Genomic DNA, 22659 nt, shown 5'->3' with positions numbered 1-22659 from the left:
ACTAGAGGAAGAGTAATTTATCTAGGAGAAATCATGCGTATCATTTACCTCAGTATTGGTTTTATTTCTTTAGCCTTGGCTCTTGTTGGAGTTGTCTTACCACTTTTACCAACAACCCCCTTTCTTTTGTTAGCTATTGCTTGTTTTTCTAAATCTTCTAAGCGTTTTGAAGACTGGCTTTATCATACAAAGCTTTATCAGACTTATGTAGCGGACTTTCGGGAAACCAAGTCAATAGCGCGAGAACGAAAGAAAAAAATCATCGTATCTATCTATATCTTGATGGGAATTTCTATTTATTTTGCTCCTCTTTTGCCAGTCAAAATCGGTCTGGGAGCCTTGACTATCTTTATCACCTATTATCTCTTTAAAGTCATTCCTGACAAAGAATAGATAAAAATAGTAGTTATTTGCCTTGATAAAAATGAAAGCATATTTAAAATAATATGATATAATAAATTTAAAGAAAACATCAAGGAGAATCAAATGATTTACGAATTTTGTGCTGAAAATGTGACCTTGCTAGAAAAAGCCATGCAGGCTGGAGCTCGTCGAATCGAACTTTGTGACAATCTAGCAGTGGGAGGAACAACACCTAGCTATGGAGTGACCAAGGCAGCGGTTGAACTGGCAGCTAACTACGACACCACCATCATGACTATGATTCGTCCCCGTGGTGGCGACTTTGTCTATACTGATCTTGAAATAGCGATCATGCTAGAAGACATTCGTTTGACTACTCAGGCTGGAAGTCAAGGGGTTGTATTTGGGGCATTAACTGCTGATAAGAAGTTGGATAAGCCTAATCTTGAGAAGCTGATTACCGCATCTAAAGGAATGGAAATTGTCTTTCACATGGCCTTTGATGAATTGAGTGATGAAGACCAGTTGGAAGCCATTGACTGGCTCAGCCAAGCTGGTGTTACCCGTATCCTAACTCGTGCTGGTGTATCTGGAGACTCGCTAGAGAAACGTTTCGCTCATTATCACAGAATTTTAGAACATGCTAAAGGTAAAATTGAAATTCTACCAGGTGGGGGGATTGACTTGGACAACCGTCAAACCTTTATCGACCAGCTGGGTGTGACACAATTGCATGGAACCAAGGTTGTCTTTTAAAAAATAGAAAGGAACTGCTAGCTTTGGGTAGCAGTTTTCACTTATGTTTGAAATTTTTAAATCCTATCAGTTTAATCAAGAAAAGGCTCGTGCCTATGGTTTTTTAGAAAGTAGTGGAGTTTGGACTTATAGTTGCCAGATTTTACAGGGTGACTTTTCCATGACAGTCTCTATCACTCCTGATAATGTGAGCTTTCAGGTTTTTGATCAGGAAACGGGTGACCTCTATCCTCAAGTACATATGGAAAGTATGCGGGGAAGTTTTGTCGGAAGTGTCCGTGAGGCTTGTTTGGAGATTCTTTACCAGATTCGGAAGGCTTGCTTTGATGTACAGGATTTTATCTGCCCTCAGACTAAGCGTATCATGGATAAGGTTCAGGAAAAGTATGGTAATCAGTTGGAGTATCTGTGGGAAAAGTCTCCTGATACAGCTGTATTGCGCCATGAAGGTAATCAAAAGTGGTATGCTGTTTTAATGAGAATTCCTTGGGATAAGCTGGAAAAGGGCAGAGAAGGGCTAGTCGAAGCAGTCAACCTCAAACACGACCAAGTAGCTGATTTGCTTTCAAAAAAAGGTATTTATCCAGCCTTTCATATGAACAAACGCTACTGGCTTAGTCTGGCTCTTGATGATAGTTTGCAAGATGAAGAAGCGTTAGAACTTATCGAAAGAAGTTGGAACTTGACCGTGAAAAAATAAGGAAAGTTACTTGAGTTTTCAAATACTTTCAATTAGCAAAATATTCTTTACTGAAGAAATTTTCAGAAAATAATGGATTTTTTCTTGACAAGTGTTTTTAGCTATGCTAAAATACTAAACAAGATATCAAACGAAGGAGAAAGTCAAACATGAAAACAACTAAGTTTAATCAATTTGCTTTGTTGTTGAGGTACTCGGGCTAGTGCAAAAGCATTAGTCCTGTTTGGCTTACCAAGCGGGAGTAAATCAACATCTCGCTTGGGCTTCTGAGCGAGATGTTTTTTTAAAACCACATTTGGAAAAGGGGAAATCTTATGCGTAAAGTTGAATTTTTTGATACAAGCCTTCGTGATGGGGAACAAACACCTGGTGTTAACTTCTCAATAAAGGAAAAAGTTTCCATTGCAAGACAGCTGGAGAAATGGGGAATTTCTGTAATTGAAGCTGGTTTTCCGGCTGCTAGTCCAGATTCATTTATAGCCGTTCAAGAAATTGCTAAAGCCATGAAAAAAACAGCAGTGACAGGATTAGCTCGTTCTGTAAAATCTGATATTGATGCTTGTTATGAGGCTCTTAAGGATGCCAAGTATCCACAAATTCATGTCTTTATCGCTACCAGTCCGATTCACCGCAAGTATAAGCTCAATAAGAGCAAGGAAGAGATTTTAGAAGCTATCAAGGAACATGTTTCTTATGCTCGTTCTAAGTTTGAAATCGTCGAATTCTCTCCTGAAGATGCGACTAGAACAGAGTTGGATTTCCTCTTACAAGTCGTTCAAACAGCGGTCGATGCAGGTGCATCTTATATCAATATCCCTGACACAGTTGGCTTTACGACTCCAGAAGAGTTTGCACGTATCTTTGATCACTTGACTGAAAATATTAAATCAGATCATAAAGTTGTCTTTGGTGTCCACTGTCACGATGATCTCGGTATGGCAACTGCAAATACTTTGACAGCAATTAAACACGGTGCTGGACGTGTCCAGGGAACTATTAATGGTATCGGTGAACGCGCAGGTAATGTTGCTCTTGAAGAAGTAGCTGTTGCTTTGAAGATTCGTGAGGATTTCTTCCAAGCAACTAGTGATATTGTTTTGGATGAAACAATGAATACGTCTGAAATGGTTTCTCGCTTTTCTGGTATTCCAGTTCCTAAAAACAAGGCTGTGGTTGGTGGTAATGCCTTCTCTCATGAATCGGGCATTCACCAAGATGGAGTCCTTAAAAATCCTCTCACTTATGAGATCATCACACCTGAATTGGTCGGTGTTAAGAGTAATAGTCTTCCGCTTGGAAAATTGTCTGGTCGCCATGCCTTTGTTGAAAAACTAAGAGAATTAGCCCTAGATTTTACAGAAGAGGATATCAAACCACTCTTCGCTAAGTTCAAGGCTCTAGCAGACAAGAAACAAGAAATCACAGATGCAGATATTCGAGCTCTGGTAGCTGGAACCATGGTTGAAAATCCAGAAGGGTTCCATTTTGATGATTTACAACTTCAAACTCATGCAGACAATGACATTGAAGCCCTCGTTAGCCTAGCCAATATGGATGGTGAGAAAGTCGAATTTAATGCAACAGGGCAAGGTTCCGTTGAAGCAATCTTTAACGCTATCGATAAGTTCTTTAACCAATCTGTCCGCTTGGTGTCCTATACCATTGATGCTGTGACAGATGGAATTGATGCTCAAGCTCGTGTCTTGGTTACTGTTGAAAACAGAGAGACAGAAACCATCTTTAACGCAGCAGGTCTCGATTTCGATGTATTGAAGGCTTCGGCTATTGCTTATATCAATGCTAATACCTTTGTTCAAAAAGAGAATGCAGGTGAGATGGGGCATAGCGTTTCCTACCGAGACATGCCTAGTGTGTAAAGGAGAAGGCTATGACAAAGAAAATAGTAGCTTTAGCAGGGGATGGAATCGGTCCAGAAATTATGGAAGCTGGTTTAGCGGTTCTGGAAGCTCTAGCTTCAAAAACAGGTTTTGACTATGAAATAGACAGATGCCCCTTTGGAGGTGCAGGTATTGATGCTGCGGGGCATCCCTTACCTGATGAAACCCTCAAGGCATGTAGAGAAGCAGATGCTATTCTCCTTGCGGCTATCGGTAGTCCCCAGTATGATGGTGCAGCTATTCGGCCTGAACAAGGCTTGCTGGCTCTTCGGAAGAAACTCAATCTCTATGCCAATATTCGACCTGTTAAGATTTTTGACAGTCTCAAGCATTTATCACCTCTCAAACCGGAACGAATTGCTGGTGTAGACTTTGTCGTGGTACGTGAGTTGACAGGTGGGATTTACTTTGGAGATCATATCCTTGAAGAGCGACAAGCGCGTGATATCAACGACTACAGCTACGAAGAAGTAGAGCGGATTATTCGCAAGGCATTTGAAATTGCAAGAAATCGGAGAAAACTCGTTACTAGTATCGATAAGCAAAATGTTCTAGCAACATCAAAACTCTGGCGCAGAGTAGCTGAGGAAGTCGCGCAGGATTTCCCAGATGTGACCTTGGAACACCAGTTGGTGGACTCGGCTGCCATGCTTATGATTACCAATCCTGCCAAGTTTGATGTCATCGTGACGGAAAATCTTTTTGGAGATATTCTATCTGATGAATCAAGCGTTCTATCAGGCACTCTTGGTGTTATGCCATCAGCCAGTCATTCTGAAAAGGGGCCAAGTCTTTATGAGCCTATTCATGGTTCGGCACCTGATATTGCAGGTCAAGGAATTGCCAATCCTATCTCTATGATTTTGTCAGTTGCCATGATGCTGAGAGACAGCTTTGGACGTTGTGAGGATGCGAAGCGTATCGAGCGTGCTGTTGAAGCTAGTTTAGCGGCTGGCATTTTAACAAGAGATATTGGAGGACAGGCTTTGACCAAGGAAATGACAGAAGCCATCATTGAAAGATTATGAAGATAAATGAAGGAATCACGCTTGCCCTTTTGATTTGGAATTTGCTGGTTTTCTTGATTTATGGCATTGACAAATCCAAGGCAAGAAGAGGTGCTTGGCGCGTCCCAGAGAAAATCTTACTCATTTTAGCCCTTACTTGTGGTGGTTTCGGTGCCTGGTTGGCAGGAATCACCTTTCACCACAAGACTAGAAAATGGTATTTTAAAACAGTTTGGTTTCTCGGGATGGTAATCACACTAGTAGCCTTATATTTTATTTGGAGGTAATGGATGGCAGGAAAATCGATTTTTGATAAATTATGGGACCGTCATGTCATCACAGGAGAAGAAGGGCAGCCCCAACTCATGTATGTGGACCAGCACTATATTCATGAAGTGACTAGTCCCCAAGCTTTTCAAGGATTACGAGATGCAGGCCGCAGATTGAGACGACCAGACTTGACATTTGGGACCTTTGACCACAATGTACCAACTGTCAATATCTACGATATTCGAGATGTCATTTCTAAAGCACAAATTGATAAGCTTGCTGAAAATGTTGAGGAGTTTGGAATTGAACATGCTGCCCACGGTTCTGAAAAGCAGGGAATCGTTCACATGGTAGGTCCAGAAACAGGACGGACGCAACCAGGAAAATTCATCGTCTGTGGAGATAGCCACACAGCTACTCACGGAGCTTTCGGAGCTATCGCTTTTGGGATTGGAACCAGTGAGGTCGAGCATGTCTTTGCTACCCAGACCCTCTGGCAGGTCAAACCCAAGAAAATGCTGGTAGAATTCACTGGTGTTCCTCAAAAAGGAGTTTATTCTAAGGATTACATTCTCGCCTTAATTGCCAAGTACGGCGTTGCCTGTGGTGTTGGCTATGTGGTGGAATATCGTGGACAAGCAATTGATGCACTGACCATGGAAGAGAGAATGACCATCTGCAATATGTCCATCGAGTTTGGTTCTAAGATGGGAATTATGAATCCAGATCAGACTACCTATGACTATCTCAAGGGACGGGAATGCGTTCCTGAAGCTTTTGAGGAGGCGGTTGCTGACTGGAAGACGCTTGTCAGCGATGATGATGCTGTTTATGATAAGGTTATCCGGATGGATGTCTCAGACTTGGCTCCTATGGTGACTTGGGGAACCAATCCTGCTATGGGCGTCGACTTTGACAGTAGTTTTCCAGAAATTAAGGATATGAATGATGAGCGAGCTTATCATTACATGGACTTGGAGCCTGGTCAAAAGCCAGCGGACATTGAACTAGGCTATATCTTTATCGGGTCTTGTACCAATGCTCGTCTCAGCGATTTACAACTGGCCGCGCGATTTGTCAAAGGGAAGAAAATAGCTCCTAACTTAACTGCTATCGTGGTTCCAGGCTCTCGTCCTGTCAAACGAGCTGCGGAGAAATTGGGCTTGGATAAAGTATTCTTAGACGCTGGCTTTGAGTGGCGAGACCCTGGTTGCTCAATGTGCCTAGGGATGAATCCTGACAAGGTCCCTGATGGGGTCCACTGTGCCTCAACCAGTAACCGCAACTTTGAAGATAGACAGGGATTTGGCGCTAAGACTCATCTCTGCAGTCCAGCCATGGCAGCAGCAGCAGCTATCGCAGGGCGTTTCGTAGATGTTCGACAGATGCCAGAAGCCCAGTAAGGAGAGGATATGGAGAAATTTACAGTTTATACGGGAACGACCGTTCCTCTCATGAATGATAACATCGACACCGACCAAATCCTACCCAAGCAGTTTCTCAAGTTGATTGATAAGAAAGGCTTTGGCAAGTACCTCATGTATGCTTGGCGTTATCTGGACGATAACTACACTGAGGATCCAGACTTTGTTTTTAACCGACCAGAATACCGCAAATCCACTATCCTCATCTCAGGGGATAACTTTGGGGCAGGGTCTTCGAGGGAACACGCAGCTTGGGCTCTAGCTGACTATGGTTTCAAAGTCGTGATTGCAGGATCTTTTGGGGACATTCATTACAATAATGAACTCAATAATGGCATGTTGCCTATTGTTCAGCCTAGGGAGGTTAGAGAAAAGCTAGCTCAACTCAAACCGACCGACCAGGTAACTGTAGACTTGGAACAACAAAAAATCATCTCACCAGTTGGAGAATTCACTTTCGAAATTGATAGTGAATGGAAACACAAGCTTTTAAATGGTTTGGATGATATCGGCATTACTTTGCAGTATGAAGACTTGATTGCTGCCTATGAAAAACAACGACCAGCCTACTGGCAGGATTAGAAAAATAGAAAAGGAAATAGAATTATGACAAAACACATTCAATGGAACGGAACACTTTCACAAGAAGGCTATGAAATCTTAAAAGGTGAGGGCGGATGTATCGTTTGCCCCACAAAAGTTGGTTACATTATCATGACGAGCGATAAGGCAGGTCTTGAACGCAAATTTGAAGCTAAAGAGCGTAACCGTAACAAACCAGGTGTTGTACTTTGTGGTAGCATGGACGAGCTACGCGCTTTAGCACAACTCAACTCAGAAATTGAAGCCTTCTACCAAAAACATTGGGACGAAGACATTCTTCTAGGTTGTATCCTTCCTTGGAAACCAGAAGCCTTTGAGAAACTCAAAGCATACGGTGATGGCCGTGAAGAACTTATGACTGACGTGCGTGGTACTAGCTGTTTTGTCATCAAGTTTGGTAAAGCTGGTGAACAACTGGCTGCCAAACTTTGGGAAGAAGGTAAAATGGTCTACGCCTCATCAGCTAACCCATCTGGAAAAGGAAACCGCGGTAAGGTGGAAGGTATCGGAGAACGTATAGAAGGAGCAGTGGACCTTGTCATCGAGGCAGACGACTATGTGGCATCCATCCAACCGGACAAAACAATCGAAACTCGCTACGAGCAAGGTGTGATGGTGTCTATGGTCGATAAGGACGGAAAACTCATCCCAGAACAAGGTGGAGCACGTTCAACCTCACCAGCACCAGTCGTTATCCGCAAAGGGCTTGACATTGATAAAATCATGATGCACCTGTCAGACACCTTTAACTCATGGGACTACCGTCAGGGAGAGTATTACTAAGATAAAAAAAGAAGTCTAGTGTTAAGAGTCATTGAAGCTCCTAACGCTGGGCTTTTTTTAGAAGTTCTTTTCTTTTTTATATAGATATGATATTCTATATATGAAATAGGGTTTTGAAATATTAAATACTAACTAGCCTATAATATGAAAATGGAGCTACAAAATGGAAGAAAAATTAAATTATTGGATGATAGTTGCAGGAGGAGGTGGAAAAGTTTGGTCTTTATTTAAAGAAGAGAGTATAGCTTGTATAGATTTTGATTCTAATTTATCTAATATTTTAGATTACAATAATCCTGAAGAATTGAAGCAAGGAAAGCAGAGAAATTTATTTATTTGGAAGTTTGCGCATGACATAAAAATAAATGATTATATAATAGCTACCTCAGGATTTAACAAAATTTTAGGTATTGGACAATGTGTGAAAACATATTACTTTGATGAAACAAAAACAGAGTTTAAACATTGTATTGGTGTTAATTGGTTGAAAGTAGATGGTGGATGGGAATACCAAGGTAAAAAAGGTACAAGACAAACCATCAACTGGGATAGAAATTCAGAACGTATCAATTTATATAAATCCATTCTAAATGGTACATACAGAAAAAATATAGAGAAAGTTGTTATGAATAAAAATATTAACGATTATTTAGATAAATTAAGAAAATCCAAAAACCTCATCCTCCGTGGTGCACCTGGTACAGGAAAAACTTATCTTGCTAAAGAAATTGCCAAAGAATTAACGGGTGGCAACGAAGACCAAATCGAATTTGTACAGTTTCACCCTTCCTATGATTATACGGATTTTGTAGAGGGGTTGAGACCAATCCTGGTAAATGATGGACAGATTAACTTTGGCTTGCAGGACGGCATTTTTAAGAAGTTTTGTCAGAAGGCTAAAGAAGCTCAAAAAACTGGAGGCCAAGATAATTTTGAGGAAGCGTGGGATCTTTATCTTGAATATGTAAATAGCAGAGATGAAAAAGAATATTTGACAGAATTTTCCTATCTCACAGTAAATAGTAGAAATAATTTTAATATCAATTATGAAACTAAAGCCCAAGGAACTTGCTTAACAAAATCTTATGTTTATGAACTCTATAAAGATGAAAAATATCTGAAACAGCCCTATTATCGTAATCAAGGAAAAAAAGTCCTAGAAACTTTAAAGAAAAGATTTGGTCTGAAAGATTATATTTCTCCAACAGAAATTGACACAGACAAGAAATTCGTTTTCATCATCGATGAAATCAATCGTGGAGAGATTTCAAAGATTTTTGGTGAACTCTTTTTCTCTATTGACCCTGGTTATCGTGGTGAAAAGGGAAGTGTTTCTACCCAATATGCTAATTTACATGAGACTGATGAGAAATTTTATATCCCTGAAAATGTCTATATCATCGGAACTATGAATGATATTGACCGATCAGTGGATACCTTTGATTTTGCTATGCGTCGTCGTTTCCGTTTTGTTGAAGTTACTGCCGAGAGTCAAGTTGGTATGCTTGATGAGGTGCTTGGTGATAAAGCCGAAGAAGCAAAACTTCGTCTAAGAAACTTGAATGCTGCTATCGAAAACGTTCAAGAGCTAAATAGTCATTATCATATCGGACCAAGTTATTTCCTTAAGTTGAAGGATGTGGATTTTGACTATGAGTTACTCTGGTCTGATTACCTCAAACCTCTATTGGAAGATTACTTACGTGGTTCTTATGAGGAGGCCGAAACTCTGGATACGTTGAAAAAAGCATTTGACCTGACAAATAACGAGCAAACAGTTCAGCAAGATACTGGTGATGATAATGCGGATAACTGATAATCATTATAAAATTGCTAGAGAAGATTTTGTCGCAGAATTTCCCAAACTAAGTCAAGCCCTTCTTGATAGAACACTGGATAACCTTTCTATAGAGGACAGTATCTTTATTTTCCCAAATGATTTAAAGAATTCTTCTGACTTAGAAAGGGATCAAAAAATCTTTGAAACGTTCAATCAGGAAATTAAGACTGGGAATGTGATTGGTTTTCTTGGATATGGTCAGGAAAGATTAACGATTGCCTCTCGTTTTTCTGATGAAAGTAATGACCATTTTTTGCATTATCTTTTACAAAAGGTTCTCAATATCAATCTGACTAGTTTGGATGTCGGTTTATCTCCTGAAGATAAACTCTATCAACTCTTGGTTTACCTCTTTCCCAAGTATTTACAAGCTGCTCTCAGAAAAGGTCTTTATAAGGAATACCAGAGATTTTCTTATAACGACAGTCATGTACAGGGAGTGATAGATGTAGGAAATCATCTTAAGAGAAATGTTCCTTTTATGGGAAATGTTGCCTATACAACAAGAGAGTTTACCTATGATAATCCACTCATGCAATTGATTCGGCATACGATTGAGTACATAAAGACTCAAAAAAGTTTTGGAGCACTACTCGATAGTAATCGTGAAAATATAGCTGAAATTATCCGTGCAACTCCAGCTTATAAACTAGCTGATCGTGCCAAGATTATCAGAATGAATAAAACGAAACCCATCCGACACGCCTACTTCAGAGAGTACAGAAAGTTACAGGAACTCTGCTTGATGATTCTGAGTAGAGAAAAGCATGGTCTTGGCCCTCAATCTCAAAGGGTACATGGTATTCTCTTTGATGTTGCCTGGCTTTGGGAAGAGTATGTTCACAGCTTGTTGCCAAAAGGTTTCATTCATCCACGAAATAAAGATAAGACGGATGGAATTTCAGTATTTTCTGTTGGGAAACGAAAGGTATATCCAGATTTTTATGACAGAGAACGAAAGACTGTTTTAGATGCTAAATATAAGAAACTGGAGTTTACTGAAAAAGGAATCAATCGTGAGGACTTGTTCCAGTTGATTTCCTATTCTTATATTATAAAAGCTGAGAAAGCTGGACTTGTTTTTCCGAGCAAGCACAAGGTTGTTGATAATGAGATAGGAAAGCTAGCAGGTTATGGAGCTTTGTTGAAGAAATTGTCTATCCATATTCCTCAGAATGCTTCATCTTATAATGAATTTTGTGAAATGATGGAAAGCTCCGAAGCAATTTTTAAAAGAAATATTGATAAGGAAGTGGGGAGAAACTAATCTCCTCACTTTTTATATTTGAATTATAAAAACCGAACATTATTGTTTTATAATTGAAAATATTTGACAAAAACTGTACTTTGGTTTATAATTAATTAAGGAAACGTCGGAAAAAGACGTAGAGATGCGCAAGCATAGGTAGGTCATTACAAAAGAAACGAGACATCGATATGTTAAATGAATTTCCAATTTTTGATTACGAAGATATTCAGTTGATCCCAAATAAATGTGTCATTAAAAGTCGTGCAGAAGCGGATACAAGTGTCACACTTGGAAATCACACTTTCAAACTACCTGTTGTACCAGCAAATATGCAGACGATTTTGGATGAGAACGTAGCAGAGCAACTGGCTAAAGGCGGTTACTTTTACATTATGCACCGTTTTGATGAAGAGGGGCGCATTCCTTTTATCAAGTGTATGCACGATCAAGGGCTCATTGCTTCCATTTCTGTTGGTGTCAAGGATTACGAGTATGACTTTGTTAGCCAACTCAAGGCTGATGCTCCTGAGTATATCACGATTGATATTGCTCATGGTCATGCGGATAGCGTGATTTCTATGATTCAACACATTAAGAAAGAATTACCAAATACTTTTGTCATTGCTGGCAATGTGGGGACACCAGAAGCTGTTCGTGAATTGGAAAATGCCGGTGCGGATGCTACTAAGGTTGGCATCGGTCCTGGTAAGGTTTGTATCACCAAGGTCAAGACTGGTTTTGGTACAGGTGGCTGGCAATTGGCTGCCCTTCGCTGGTGTGCTAAGGCTGCTCGCAAACCGATCATCGCTGATGGTGGCATTCGTACTCATGGTGATATTGCCAAGTCTATCCGTTTCGGTGCCAGCATGGTCATGATTGGTTCCCTATTTGCAGGACATATCGAAAGCCCAGGAAAGACGATTGAAGTCGATGGCGAACAGTTCAAAGAATACTATGGTTCAGCTTCTCAATATCAAAAAGGAGCCTATAAAAATGTGGAAGGTAAGCGCATCTTACTGCCTGCCAAAGGACACTTGCAAGATACCCTTACTGAGATGGAGCAGGACTTGCAAAGTGCCATTTCCTACGCAGGTGGACGAAAAGTTGCCGATCTCAAACACGTTGATTATGTTATCGTGAAAAACTCTATCTGGAACGGGGATGCATCCCACTAATGGATGGATAGTCTACCCATAAAAAACTTGTTATTAGAGCAAATTTCTGTTATAATAAGACAAGTTTCCACCCTTAGTGTAATGGATATCACGTAAGATTCCGGTTCTTGAGATGGGGGTTCGATTCCCTCAGGGTGGATGTAAATAGCCTATGAAAGCCTTAAATAAGGCTTTTTTCTTTATCTCGCCCCAAGTTTGCTCCTAAAATTGAAAAGTTTGTTCTAAAAAATGCTTAACCCCCCTCTACCTCTAGTCCCGTTTTAAAGTGACTCAGGGGGCTTTTTTTGATATAATAAAAGAGACTGTTATCAGTTAGAAAGAGGTTGGTATGAAAGAATTACAAACTGTACTAAAGAAGCGTTTTGCAATCGAATTTGCAGACAAAAACTTACTGGAAACGGCCTTTACTCATACGAGTTATGCCAATGAGCACCGCCTCTTAAAAATTTCACACAATGAGCGCTTGGAATTTTTAGGAGACGCTGTTCTGCAATTATTGATTTCAGAATATCTGTATAAAAAATATCCTAAGAAACCAGAGGGAGATTTGTCCAAACTCCGTGCTATGATTGTCCGTGAGGAGAGTTTGGCTGGTTTTGCGCGTGATTGCCAGTTTGATCAGTTTATCAAGCTAGGAAAAGGAGAAGAAAAGTCTGGTGGGCGCAATCGTGACACCATTCTTGGAGATGCCTTTGAAGCCTTTTTGGGAGCATTGCTTTTGGACAAGGATGTTGCTAGAGTAAAAGAGTTCATCTATCAGATCATGATTCCCAAGGTTGAAGCAGGTGACTTTGAAATGATTAAGGATTACAAGACACACCTGCAAGAGTTGCTCCAGGTTAATGGCGATGTGGATATTCGCTACCAGGTGACCTCTGAGACGGGGCCTGCCCATGATAAAGTTTTTGATGTAGAAGTTATGGTTGAGGGCAAGAGTATCGGAAAAGGTCAAGGCCGTTCTAAAAAATTGGCAGAACAAGAGGCCGCAAAAAATGCAGTTGAGAAAGGGCTGGATTCATGTATTTAAAGGAAATTGAGATTCAGGGATTCAAGTCCTTTGCTGACAAGACCAAGGTCGTCTTTGACCAAGGTGTGACAGCTGTCGTTGGGCCCAATGGTTCTGGGAAGTCGAATATCACAGAAAGTCTGCGATGGGCCTTGGGTGAGTCTAGTGTCAAGAGTCTTCGTGGTGGTAAGATGCCCGACGTTATCTTTGCTGGGACCGAAAGTCGTAAGCCACTCAATTATGCCTCTGTTATCGTGACCTTGGACAATGAAGATGGTTTTATCAAGGATGCGGGGCAAGTCATTAAGGTAGAGCGTCATATTTACCGTAGTGGAGATAGCGAGTATCGAATTGATGGCAAGAAAGTGCGCTTGCGTGATATTCATGACCTCTTCTTGGATACCGGTTTGGGACGGGATTCCTTCTCCATCATTTCCCAAGGGAAGGTTGAGGAAATTTTTAACTCCAAGCCCGAAGAACGCCGAGCTATTTTTGAAGAAGCTGCTGGAGTTCTAAAATACAAGACTCGTCGAAAAGAAACAGAAAGCAAACTGCAACAAACTCAAGACAATCTCGACCGCTTAGAAGACATTATCTACGAGTTGGACAATCAAATCAAGCCCCTTGCAAAACAAGCCGAGAATGCTCGCAAGTTTCTCGACTTGGATAGTCAACGCAAGGCAATTTACTTGGATGTACTGGTTGCCCAAATCAAGGAAAATAAGGCTGAACTAGAGCTAACAGAAGAAGAGCTAACGCAAGTTCAGGAACTCTTGACTAGCTATTACCAAAAGCGTGAAGAGTTAGAAGAGGAAAATCAAAGTCTTAAAAAGAAACGCCAGGATTTCCAAGCTCAAATGACCAAGGATCAAGGAAGCTTGATGGATTTGACCAGTTTGATCAGTGACTTAGAGCGAAAACTAGCCCTATCCAAACTGGAATCCGAGCAAGTTGCCCTTAATCAACAAGAAGCGCAAGCCCGTTTGACTGCTTTGGAAGATAAGAGAAAGGCTCTAAGTAAGGAAAAGGCTGAAAAAGAAGCGAACTTGGAACAGTTAGAGGAAAGTCTAGCTGAAAATAATAAGGAACTCAATCGCCTAGAAGCGGAGTTGTTGGCTTTTTCAGATGATCCTGACCAGATGATTGAGCTCCTGCGTGAACGTTTTGTGGCCCTTTTACAAGAAGAAGCGGATGTCTCAAACCAGTTGACCCGCATCGAGAATGAGTTGGAGAACAGCCGTCAACTATCTCAAAAACAAGCTGATCAACTTGAGAAATTGAAAGAACAACTGGCTACAGCTAAAGAGAAGGCTAGTCAGCAAAAAGACGAGCTTGAAACTGCCAAGGAGCAGGTTCAGAAATTATTGGCAGACTACCAAGCTAGTGCCAAGGAACAAGAGGAGCAGAAAGTTTCTTACCAAGCCCAGCAGAGCCAACTCTTTGACCGTCTGGACAGTCTCAAAAACAAGCAGGCTAGAGCCCAGAGTTTGGAAAACATCCTAAGAAATCATAGTAATTTTTATGCGGGCGTTAAGAGTGTTCTCCAAGAAAAAGACCGCCTTGGTGGGATCGTTGGTGCAGTCAGTGAACATTTGACCTTTGATGTTCATTATCAAACTGCATTGGAGATTGCACTTGGAGCTAGTAGTCAACATATCATTGTGGAAGATGAACATGCGGCAACCAAGGCAATTGATTTCCTAAAACGTAACAGAGCTGGTCGTGCAACATTTCTTCCACTGACGACTATCAAGGCTCGTACGATTTCTAGTCAGAATCAAGATGCTATCTCTGCAAGTCCAGGATTTCTGGGCATGGCTGATGACTTGGTGTCGTTTGACAAGAGATTAGAAGCCATTTTCAAGAACTTGCTAGCTACGACAGCAATTTTTGATACTGTAGAACATGCGCGTACGGCAGCTCGTCAAGTTCGCTATCAGGTTCGTATGGTGACGCTTGATGGTACCGAATTGCGCACAGGTGGTTCCTACGCGGGGGGGGCCAATCGTCAAAATAACAGTATCTTCATCAAGCCAGAGCTGGAGCAATTACAAAAAGAAATTGCTGAGGAAGAAGCTGACTTGCGGTCAGAAGAAGCGAGTTTGAAGATCTTGCAAGATGAGATGGCTAGATTGACAGAAAGATTAGAAGCTATCAAGTCTCAGGGTGAGCAAGCTCGTATTCAGGAGCAAGGCTTGTACCTTGCTTATCAACAAACCAATCAGCAGGTCGAAGAACTGGAAACTCTTTGGAAACTTCAAGAAGAGGAATTAAATCGCCTTACTGAAGGAGATTGGCAAGCGGATAAGGAAAAATGCCAAGAGCGCCTTGCTACTATCTCCAGTGAAAAGCAAAATCTGGAAGCTGAGATTGAAGAAATTAAGTCTAACAAAAACGCTATTCAAGAACGCTATCAAAACTTGCAGGAACAAGTAGCGCAAGCACGCTTGCTTAAGTCAGAACTGCAAGGACAAAAGCGGTACGAAGTTACTGATATTGAACGCTTAGGCAAGGAACTGGATAATCTGGATATCGAGCAAGAGGAAATTCAGCGCCTTCTCCAGGAAAAGGTTGATAATCTTGAGAAGGTTGATACGGATCTGCTAAGTCAGCAGGCGGAAGAGGCCAAAACTCAGAAAACAAACCTCCAACAAGGTTTGATTCGCAAGCAGTTTGAGTTGGATGATATCGAAGGCCAGCTGGATGATATTGCCAGCCATTTGGATCAAGCTCGTCAGCAGAATGAAGAGTGGATTCGCAAACAAACACGTGCTGAAGCTAAGAAAGAAAAGGTCAGCGAACGCTTGCGCTATCTACAAGCTCAATTAACAGACCAGTACCAGATCAGCTATAATGAGGCTCTAGAAAAAGCGCATGAACTGGAAAATCTCACTCTGGCAGAGCAAGAGGTTAAGGATTTAGAGAAGGCTATTCGCTCACTGGGTCCTGTCAACTTAGATGCTATTGACCAGTACGAAGAAGTTCACAACCGTCTGGACTTCCTCAATAGTCAACGAGATGATATTTTGTCTGCGAAAAACCTGCTCCTTGAGACCATCACAGAGATGAATGATGAGGTTAAGGAGCGCTTCAAATCAACCTTTGAGGCTATTCGTGAGTCCTTTAAAGTAACCTTTAGACAGATGTTTGGCGGTGGTCAGGCAGACTTGATATTGACTGAGGGCGATCTTTTAACAGCTGGTGTGGAGATTTCTGTTCAACCACCAGGTAAGAAAATCCAATCTCTCAACCTCATGAGTGGTGGTGAAAAAGCCCTATCTGCTCTGGCTCTGCTCTTCTCAATCATCCGAGTTAAGACTATTCCTTTCGTCATCTTGGACGAGGTAGAGGCGGCGCTGGACGAAGCCAATGTCAAACGTTTTGGGGATTACCTCAACCGCTTTGACAAGGATAGCCAGTTTATCGTCGTAACCCACCGTAAGGGGACGATGGCGGCAGCGGACTCTATCTATGGAGTTACCATGCAAGAATCAGGTGTATCTAAAATTGTTTCGGTTAAGTTAAAAGATTTAGAAGAAATAGTAGACTAGTTACCAAACGATAGCATCTCTTAGGAGGTGCTATTTTTTTAAACTAAAGTGCTAAATTTTCTCTTACGGTCAGTTCAGGTGCAAAAAACAACATTTGGGATTTCCTCTTAGCGAAAAGACTTTCTCTATGATATAATAGTTTCATGATTACAACAGTACCTATTAAGAACGAAAAAGATATTGCAGTACCAGGGAAAACAGTCCTTGTACTAGGTTATTTTGATGGCATCCACAAGGGACATCAGAAACTTTTTGAAGTGGCCAGTAAGGCTTCTATGAAGGATTATCTGCCAGTTGTCGTGATGACCTTTACAGAATCGCCAAAACTTGCCTTACAACCTTACCAACCTGAACTCATGCTCCATATCGTCAATCACGAAGAACGGGAGCACAAGATGAAATGGCATGGAGTAGAGGCTCTATTCTTACTCGACTTTAGTAGCAAATTTGCCAATCTAACAGGGCAGGAATTCTTTGATACCTATGTTCGAGCTTTAAAACCAGCGATTATCGTAGCGGGATTTGATTACACGTTTGGTTCAGATAAGAAAACCGCGGATGACCTGAAGGATTATTTTGATGGAGAGATCATCATTGTTCCTCCGGTCGAAGACGAAAAGGGCAAGATTAGTTCTACACGGATTCGTCAGGCAATTCTTGATGGAGATGTAAAGGAAGTCAATCATCTGCTCGGCACACCGCTCCCATCTCGTGGGATGGTCGTTCATGGAAATGCTCGTGGGCGTACTATTGGTTATCCAACAGCCAATCTGGTCCTAAGAGACCGAACTTACATGCCAGCAGACGGTGTTTACGTAGTCGATATCGAAGTGCAACGTCAGAGATATCGTGGAATGGCAAGTGTTGGGAAAAATGTTACCTTTGATGGTGAAGAACCACGCTTTGAAGTCAATATTTTCGACTTTTCAGACGATATTTACGGTGAGACAGTCATGGTCTACTGGCTGGACCGTGTTCGCGATATGGTCAAATTTGACTCCGTAGAGGAACTGGTAGACCAACTCCAGAAAGACGAAGGGATTGCTCGAAACTGGAAGGATGGAGAGTAAGAGTTTGCTATCAATTCGAAAGAGACGGTAGAATGAAATTTATATAATGAACAAAAAAGTAGCCTGAAAAGGCTACTTTTTATTAAAACACACGATAGACATAAGGATTTTCTGGTTTGTCTACTTTTGTGAAACTCTCAACCTCTAGTGTTGGGAGTTTTTGTTTGAGTTCTTTATGGTAGTGGAGGGTCAGGGTTCCTCTAGCGGTAATCCAGGTATTGTCAGGATACTGGCGTGAGTTTCCCTTGGTCAAGAGTCCATATACTCCAGAGTCGGCTATACAGTGGATGATTCCAAAGCGAAAGAGGAACTGGCTATCTGGATGGCTAGGATCGTTATAGACAAAGCCTGTAAACTCTATTTTCTTTCCTTCAAACTCTTGTGGATAGTCATAGAGAACTTCCATGACCTCCATATAGTTATCGTCTGTAATTTGAATGGTTGGCTGGGAGAGGTATTTGTCAGCTGTAGTCCTCATTTCCTTTTCATAAGCAGATTTGGAAAAATAGGTACTGGTATCGGGTTTGAGGTATTGACTGGATGTTCCTTCGCTTGCCTGAATAGCAGTATCGATTCCCTCAGCAAGTGGGAAATGATAACCTTTGGCAGATACAGTTCTCGAGTCCAAACTTACTGTCGGAAAGGCAACCCCAATCAACAGAGGTAGTGACAGTAAAAGGATACTGATTCGTCTAGATCGACGACTTTCCAAATGGCTGTGGGAGTTGATTTTCTTGATCCAGATGTAGAATTGGACCAGAGCCAACAGAAGAGAAAGGACCATGGAGATATAGACTAGATAGGAATAGTGGAGATTGATGTAGTGGCTAAGCTTGCCAGATAGCTGCAGATAAAGGGTCAGAGCAAAATAACCTAGTAGAATGATAAATCGGATCATAGCATCACCCCCAACATGTAAGAATAAAGCAAGACAAGCACTGTCACGATGCCCATGAATTGCCAGATGAAGCGTGCTTTTAGATAGTGTTTCATCATGAGGAGATTTTTGATATCAAGCATGGGGCCAATGACCAGAAAAGCAAGGACTGGGGCTAGGCCGAAGCTCGAGAGGAGAGAAGCACCGATAAAGGCGTCCGCCTCGCTACAAAGAGAGAGGAGAAAGGCTAGAAACATGAGCAAGAGAATCGCAAGGACTGGACTTGCGCTGATAGAGGTCAGAATCCGTGTCGGGACATAGACCTGCACGATGGCTGCAAAGAGACAGCCAAAGACAAGGTAACGCCCCATATCGAAAAACTCATCAATAGCTTGTATAAAGACCTGAAACACTTTTCTAGAGGGACTCAAGTGTGAAAAGTCATGTTCATGGCAAGCGATAGGATTCTCTTTTTGAATGGATTCCTTCCAGAAAAATCCTAGGAAAATCCCAAGCACCAAAGCAATCACAATAGCTCCTAGCGCTCGCAAGAAGGCAAATTTTAATGAATTGCCAAAAGCAGAATAAGTAGCGAAAAGAACGATGGGATTGATGATAGGAGCGGTCACCAGAAAGGGAACGGCCGTGTAGCTGGGCACTTTCTTTTCCAGAAAACGATTGATAATCGGAACGATACCACACTCGCAGGATGGAAAGAGAAAGCCAATGAAGGTACCAAAAAAGATCCTCCCCCAACGATTGCGAGGGAGAAACTCATAAACTTTATCAGGTGTGATATAGACCTCAATCAATCCCGAAATGAGACTCCCAATCAAGACAAAAGGAAGGGCTTCAATCATGATGGAGAGAAAAATAGCTCCCGCTTGTAATACACTAGGAGGAAGAGATTGGAAAATCGTCATCTATTTTTTCTTCTCAACTTTTTCTTTTTTGTCTTTGTCATCTGGGAAACTGACTTGTGTTAAGTCAGGAAGTTTGGCGAATTCTTCAAACATCTTATCCAAGTCGTCGGTTTTTGTAAATTTAACAGCCATGGGCCTACCTCTTTTCTACATTCTACCTCTATTATACTATTATTTTGTGGAAAAGGGATTATTTTTATTTTGATAATCAAAGATGTAAAAAGGGTAGGACGAAACAAGGGCAGTTCCTTATGGTATAATAGGTTTATGGATAAAAAATATGAAAAAATTTCCCAAGATTTGGGTGTAACCTTAAAGCAAATCGATACCGTTCTAAGTTTGACGGCTGAGGGGGCGACGATTCCCTTTATCGCGCGTTATCGAAAGGACATGACTGGTAGTTTGGATGAGGTGGCGATTAAGGCCATTATCGACTTGGATAAAAGTCTGACAAATCTCAACGACCGTAAGGAAGCTGTCTTGGCTAAGATTCAAGAACAAGGCAAGCTGACCAAGGAATTGGAAGAAGCTATTTTGGCAGCTGAAAAATTAGCAGACGTAGAAGAACTCTATCTTCCTTACAAGGAGAAACGTCGGACCAAGGCAACCATTGCTCGTGAAGCTGGACTCTTTCCTCTTGCACGCTTGATTTTGCAAAACGTAGATGGATTAGAGAAAGAAGCTGAGAAGTTTGTCTGTGAAGGATTTGCGACGGGCCAAGAAGCCTTGGCAGGTGCGGTTGATATCTTGGTAGAAGCCCTATCCGAAGATGTGACCTTGCGTTCACTGACCTATCAGGAAGTGTTGAGACACTCTAAAATCACTTCGCAAGTCAAGGATGAAAGTCTTGATGAAAAACAAGTTTTCCAGATTTACTATGATTTTTCAGAGACAGTTGGCAACATGCAGGGCTATCGTACCTTGGCCCTCAATCGTGGGGAAAAACTAGGCGTCTTAAAAGTCGGTTTTGAGCACGCGACGGATCGTATTCTAGCTTTCTTTGCTGCCCGTTTCAAGGTGAAAAATGCCTATATAGATGAAGTTGTTCAACAGTCAGTTAAGAAAAAGGTCTTGCCTGCTATCGAACGACGCATTCGGACAGAACTGACTGAGAAAGCAGAAGAAGGAGCTATCCAACTCTTTTCTGACAACCTGCGTAATCTCCTATTGGTTGCTCCACTGAAAGGGCGCGTGGTTTTAGGATTTGATCCTGCCTTTCGTACAGGTGCCAAGCTTGCTGTCGTGGATGCAACAGGAAAAATGCTGACGACCCAAGTCATCTATCCTGTTAAACCAGCTTCAGCTCGTCAAATCGAAGAAGCCAAGAAAGATTTGGCAGATTTGATTGGTCAGTATGGCGTGGAAATCATTGCCATCGGAAATGGAACGGCTAGTCGTGAAAGTGAAGCCTTTGTGGCGGAAGTTCTGAAAGATTTTCCTGAAGTCAGCTATGTTATCGTCAATGAAAGTGGCGCTTCTGTCTACTCTGCCAGCGAACTTGCTCGTCAGGAGTTTCCAGAATTAACTGTTGAAAAACGCTCTGCTATCTCTATCGCTCGACGTTTGCAAGATCCCCTCGCTGAATTGGTCAAAATTGATCCCAAGTCAATCGGTGTTGGTCAATACCAGCACGATGTCAGTCAGAAGAAACTGTCTGAAAGTCTGGACTTTGTCGTGGATACCGTGGTTAACCAAGTCGGTGTCAATGTCAATACAGCCAGCCCAGCTATTCTCTCCCATGTGGCTGGACTAAACAAAACTATCTCTGAAAATATTGTCAAATACCGTGAGGAAGAAGGAAAAATCACTTCACGCGCACAAATCAAAAAGGTTCCTCGTCTCGGTGCCAAAGCCTTTGAACAGGCTGCAGGTTTCCTCCGTATCCCAGAAAGTAGCAATATCCTTGATAATACAGGAGTTCACCCAGAAAACTATGCTGCGGTTAAGGAACTCTTCAAACGCTTGGATATCAAGGACTTGAATGAAGAAGCCCAAAATAAGCTTAAGTCCCTTTCAGTTAAGGAGATGGCGCAAGAACTGGATATTGGCCCAGAAACCCTTAAAGATATCATTGCCGATCTTCTCAAACCAGGTCGAGATTTCCGTGATTCTTTTGATGCACCTGTTCTCCGTCAAGATGTACTGGATATCAAGGACTTAAAAGTCGGCCAGAAGCTAGAAGGTGTGGTGCGTAATGTTGTTGATTTCGGTGCCTTCGTTGATATTGGGATTCACGAGGATGGCTTGATCCATATTTCCCACATGAGTCGCAAATTTATCAAACATCCTAGTCAAGTGGTGTCTGTTGGAGATTTGGTAACGGTTTGGGTCAAGAAAATCGATACTGAACGTGAAAAAGTTAATCTGTCGCTCTTAGCTCCAGATGAAACTGACTGACTACGTTCAGTCTGTTTCCCTCGAAGACTTTGGTAGACCTTTTATACACGAAGCCCAGTGGAATTCTCGTCTGCGAACGACAGGTGGGCGATTTTTCCCTAAAGATGGGCATTTGGATTTTAATCCCAAGGTTTATAATGAACTAGGTTTGGAGATCTTTCGGAAGATCGTGCGCCATGAACTCTGTCACTATCACCTTTATTTTCAGCAAAAGGGGTATCGCCATAGGGACCGAGATTTTAAGAAACTTTTGAAAGAAGTGGATGGACTTCGCTTTGTTCCCCCGTTGAAGAACCAAAGTAATTTTCTAGTTTATCAGTGTCAATCTTGCCAGCAAACTTATCAGCGCAAGAGGAAAATTGATACCAAACGCTACCGCTGTGGCGTCTGCCATGGCAATCTTGTCATTTTAAATCGGCCTAAGGACTGATGTTTGTGACCCCGTTTCATGCTATACTACTTGTAAGAATACCGAAAGAGGAAACAATCATGAATAACAAATTTTATAAAATGAAACGAAATAGTATGGTATCGGGAGTTTTAGCTGGTCTATCAGACAAGTGGAATTTTGATGTAACCTTAGTCCGCTTTCTCTTTGCCATTTTTACCATATCAAATTTTGGGATTGGCATGATTATTTACATCATCCTAGCCTCTATCCTGCCAACTAAGGAAGAGATTGAAGCAGAAATGTATGGAACAGGACCACGCAAACGTAAGGAAGCCCAAGCCATTGATGACAATGATGGACGGTTTTGGTGAGTTGG

The 22659-nt window shown here is 41.7% G+C and carries 21 protein-coding genes and 1 tRNA gene; 19 read left to right on the top strand and 3 right to left on the bottom strand.

Annotated features, from left to right (window positions below):
- Positions 1 to 33: 33 nt before the first annotated feature.
- The 16 genes from BWR56_RS05265 to BWR56_RS05190 all read left to right on the top strand — a co-directional run bounded on the left by BWR56_RS05265 (position 34) and on the right by BWR56_RS05190 (position 17695).
- Positions 34 to 393 (top strand): YbaN family protein, encoded by a 360-nt coding sequence (locus BWR56_RS05265; RefSeq protein WP_001220358.1) that lies wholly within the window; start codon positions 34 to 36, stop codon positions 391 to 393.
- A gap of 93 nt (positions 394 to 486) precedes the next feature.
- Positions 487 to 1119 carry a copper homeostasis protein CutC gene (locus BWR56_RS05260; protein ID WP_076984587.1) on the top strand — a complete coding sequence of 211 codons (633 nt, stop codon included), beginning with the start codon at positions 487 to 489 and terminating at the stop codon, positions 1117 to 1119.
- 43 nt (positions 1120 to 1162) lie between these two features.
- A complete protein-coding gene (locus BWR56_RS05255; protein ID WP_076984586.1) occupies positions 1163 to 1819 on the top strand; it encodes an MmcQ/YjbR family DNA-binding protein in 657 nt (218 codons plus the stop codon).
- A gap of 314 nt (positions 1820 to 2133) precedes the next feature.
- Positions 2134 to 3696, top strand: coding sequence for a 2-isopropylmalate synthase (locus tag BWR56_RS05250; RefSeq protein WP_076984585.1), 1563 nt, complete (start codon positions 2134 to 2136; stop codon positions 3694 to 3696).
- A gap of 11 nt (positions 3697 to 3707) precedes the next feature.
- The gene (gene leuB, locus BWR56_RS05245) at positions 3708 to 4745 is read left to right on the top strand and encodes a 3-isopropylmalate dehydrogenase (RefSeq protein ID WP_076984584.1); all 1038 of its coding nucleotides are present in this window, start codon (positions 3708 to 3710) and stop codon (positions 4743 to 4745) included.
- Positions 4742 to 5011: a DUF1294 domain-containing protein gene (locus BWR56_RS05240; RefSeq protein WP_076984583.1), complete on the top strand. Its 270-nt coding sequence runs from the start codon at positions 4742 to 4744 to the stop codon at positions 5009 to 5011. Before leuB ends, BWR56_RS05240 begins: the two co-directional genes overlap by 4 nt.
- Before the next feature lie 3 nt (positions 5012 to 5014).
- On the top strand, positions 5015 to 6397 hold the full coding sequence (leuC, locus tag BWR56_RS05235) for a 3-isopropylmalate dehydratase large subunit (protein ID WP_000907570.1): 1383 nt from the start codon (positions 5015 to 5017) through the stop codon (positions 6395 to 6397).
- A 9-nt stretch (positions 6398 to 6406) separates the two neighbouring features.
- Entirely contained in the window at positions 6407 to 7000 is a 594-nt protein-coding gene (leuD, locus tag BWR56_RS05230) for a 3-isopropylmalate dehydratase small subunit (RefSeq protein ID WP_000410645.1), read from the top strand.
- Between the two features lie 24 nt (positions 7001 to 7024).
- A complete protein-coding gene (locus BWR56_RS05225) occupies positions 7025 to 7804 on the top strand; it encodes an L-threonylcarbamoyladenylate synthase (RefSeq protein WP_000160519.1) in 780 nt (259 codons plus the stop codon).
- 163 nt (positions 7805 to 7967) lie between these two features.
- Positions 7968 to 9620, top strand: coding sequence for an AAA family ATPase (locus tag BWR56_RS05220; protein ID WP_049505890.1), 1653 nt, complete (start codon positions 7968 to 7970; stop codon positions 9618 to 9620).
- Positions 9607 to 10911, top strand: a complete 1305-nt coding sequence (locus BWR56_RS05215) for an McrC family protein (protein ID WP_049505888.1) — start codon at positions 9607 to 9609, stop codon at positions 10909 to 10911. The genes BWR56_RS05220 and BWR56_RS05215 overlap by 14 nt, the downstream gene beginning before the upstream one ends.
- 170 nt (positions 10912 to 11081) lie before the next feature.
- On the top strand, positions 11082 to 12068 hold the full coding sequence (locus tag BWR56_RS05210; protein ID WP_049505886.1) for a GMP reductase: 987 nt from the start codon (positions 11082 to 11084) through the stop codon (positions 12066 to 12068).
- A gap of 67 nt (positions 12069 to 12135) precedes the next feature.
- Positions 12136 to 12207 (top strand) — tRNA-Arg (locus BWR56_RS05205).
- A 189-nt stretch (positions 12208 to 12396) separates the two neighbouring features.
- A complete protein-coding gene (gene rnc / locus BWR56_RS05200) occupies positions 12397 to 13095 on the top strand; it encodes a ribonuclease III (protein WP_049505884.1) in 699 nt (232 codons plus the stop codon).
- Entirely contained in the window at positions 13086 to 16625 is a 3540-nt protein-coding gene (smc, locus tag BWR56_RS05195) for a chromosome segregation protein SMC (RefSeq protein WP_049505882.1), read from the top strand. Before rnc ends, smc begins: the two co-directional genes overlap by 10 nt.
- Positions 16626 to 16768: 143 nt before the next feature.
- On the top strand, positions 16769 to 17695 hold the full coding sequence (locus BWR56_RS05190; protein ID WP_049505881.1) for a bifunctional riboflavin kinase/FAD synthetase: 927 nt from the start codon (positions 16769 to 16771) through the stop codon (positions 17693 to 17695).
- An 82-nt stretch (positions 17696 to 17777) separates the two neighbouring features.
- Here BWR56_RS05190 and BWR56_RS05185 read toward each other — a convergent pair whose 3' ends face one another.
- The 3 genes from BWR56_RS05185 to BWR56_RS10045 are packed head-to-tail and all read right to left on the bottom strand — an operon-like array spanning position 17778 to position 19627.
- Positions 17778 to 18593 carry a TIGR03943 family putative permease subunit gene (locus tag BWR56_RS05185; protein ID WP_049505880.1) on the bottom strand — a complete coding sequence of 272 codons (816 nt, stop codon included), beginning with the start codon at positions 18591 to 18593 and terminating at the stop codon, positions 17778 to 17780.
- Complete coding sequence (locus BWR56_RS05180; RefSeq protein WP_049505879.1) at positions 18590 to 19495, bottom strand: permease; 906 nt, start codon at positions 19493 to 19495, stop codon at positions 18590 to 18592. Before BWR56_RS05180 ends, BWR56_RS05185 begins: the two co-directional genes overlap by 4 nt.
- Positions 19496 to 19627, bottom strand: coding sequence for an SPJ_0845 family protein (locus tag BWR56_RS10045; protein ID WP_049505878.1), 132 nt, complete (start codon positions 19625 to 19627; stop codon positions 19496 to 19498).
- A gap of 135 nt (positions 19628 to 19762) precedes the next feature.
- Here BWR56_RS10045 and BWR56_RS05170 point away from each other — a divergent pair, with 135 nt between their 5' ends.
- Genes BWR56_RS05170 through BWR56_RS05160 form a run of 3 tightly spaced genes read left to right on the top strand, consistent with a single transcriptional unit; the run spans position 19763 to position 22654 of the window.
- Positions 19763 to 21892 carry a Tex family protein gene (locus BWR56_RS05170; protein WP_076984582.1) on the top strand — a complete coding sequence of 710 codons (2130 nt, stop codon included), beginning with the start codon at positions 19763 to 19765 and terminating at the stop codon, positions 21890 to 21892.
- Complete coding sequence (locus BWR56_RS05165; RefSeq protein ID WP_049505876.1) at positions 21879 to 22322, top strand: SprT family protein; 444 nt, start codon at positions 21879 to 21881, stop codon at positions 22320 to 22322. The genes BWR56_RS05170 and BWR56_RS05165 overlap by 14 nt, the downstream gene beginning before the upstream one ends.
- A gap of 59 nt (positions 22323 to 22381) precedes the next feature.
- Entirely contained in the window at positions 22382 to 22654 is a 273-nt protein-coding gene (locus tag BWR56_RS05160) for a PspC domain-containing protein (protein WP_049505875.1), read from the top strand.
- Positions 22655 to 22659 lie beyond the last annotated feature (5 nt).

The organism is Streptococcus oralis, from assembly GCF_001983955.1.
GTDB lineage: Bacteria > Bacillota > Bacilli > Lactobacillales > Streptococcaceae > Streptococcus > Streptococcus jiangnanensis.
The sequence above is the reverse complement of the archived record's forward strand: the minus strand, read 5'-3'. Positions and strand labels throughout refer to the sequence as shown.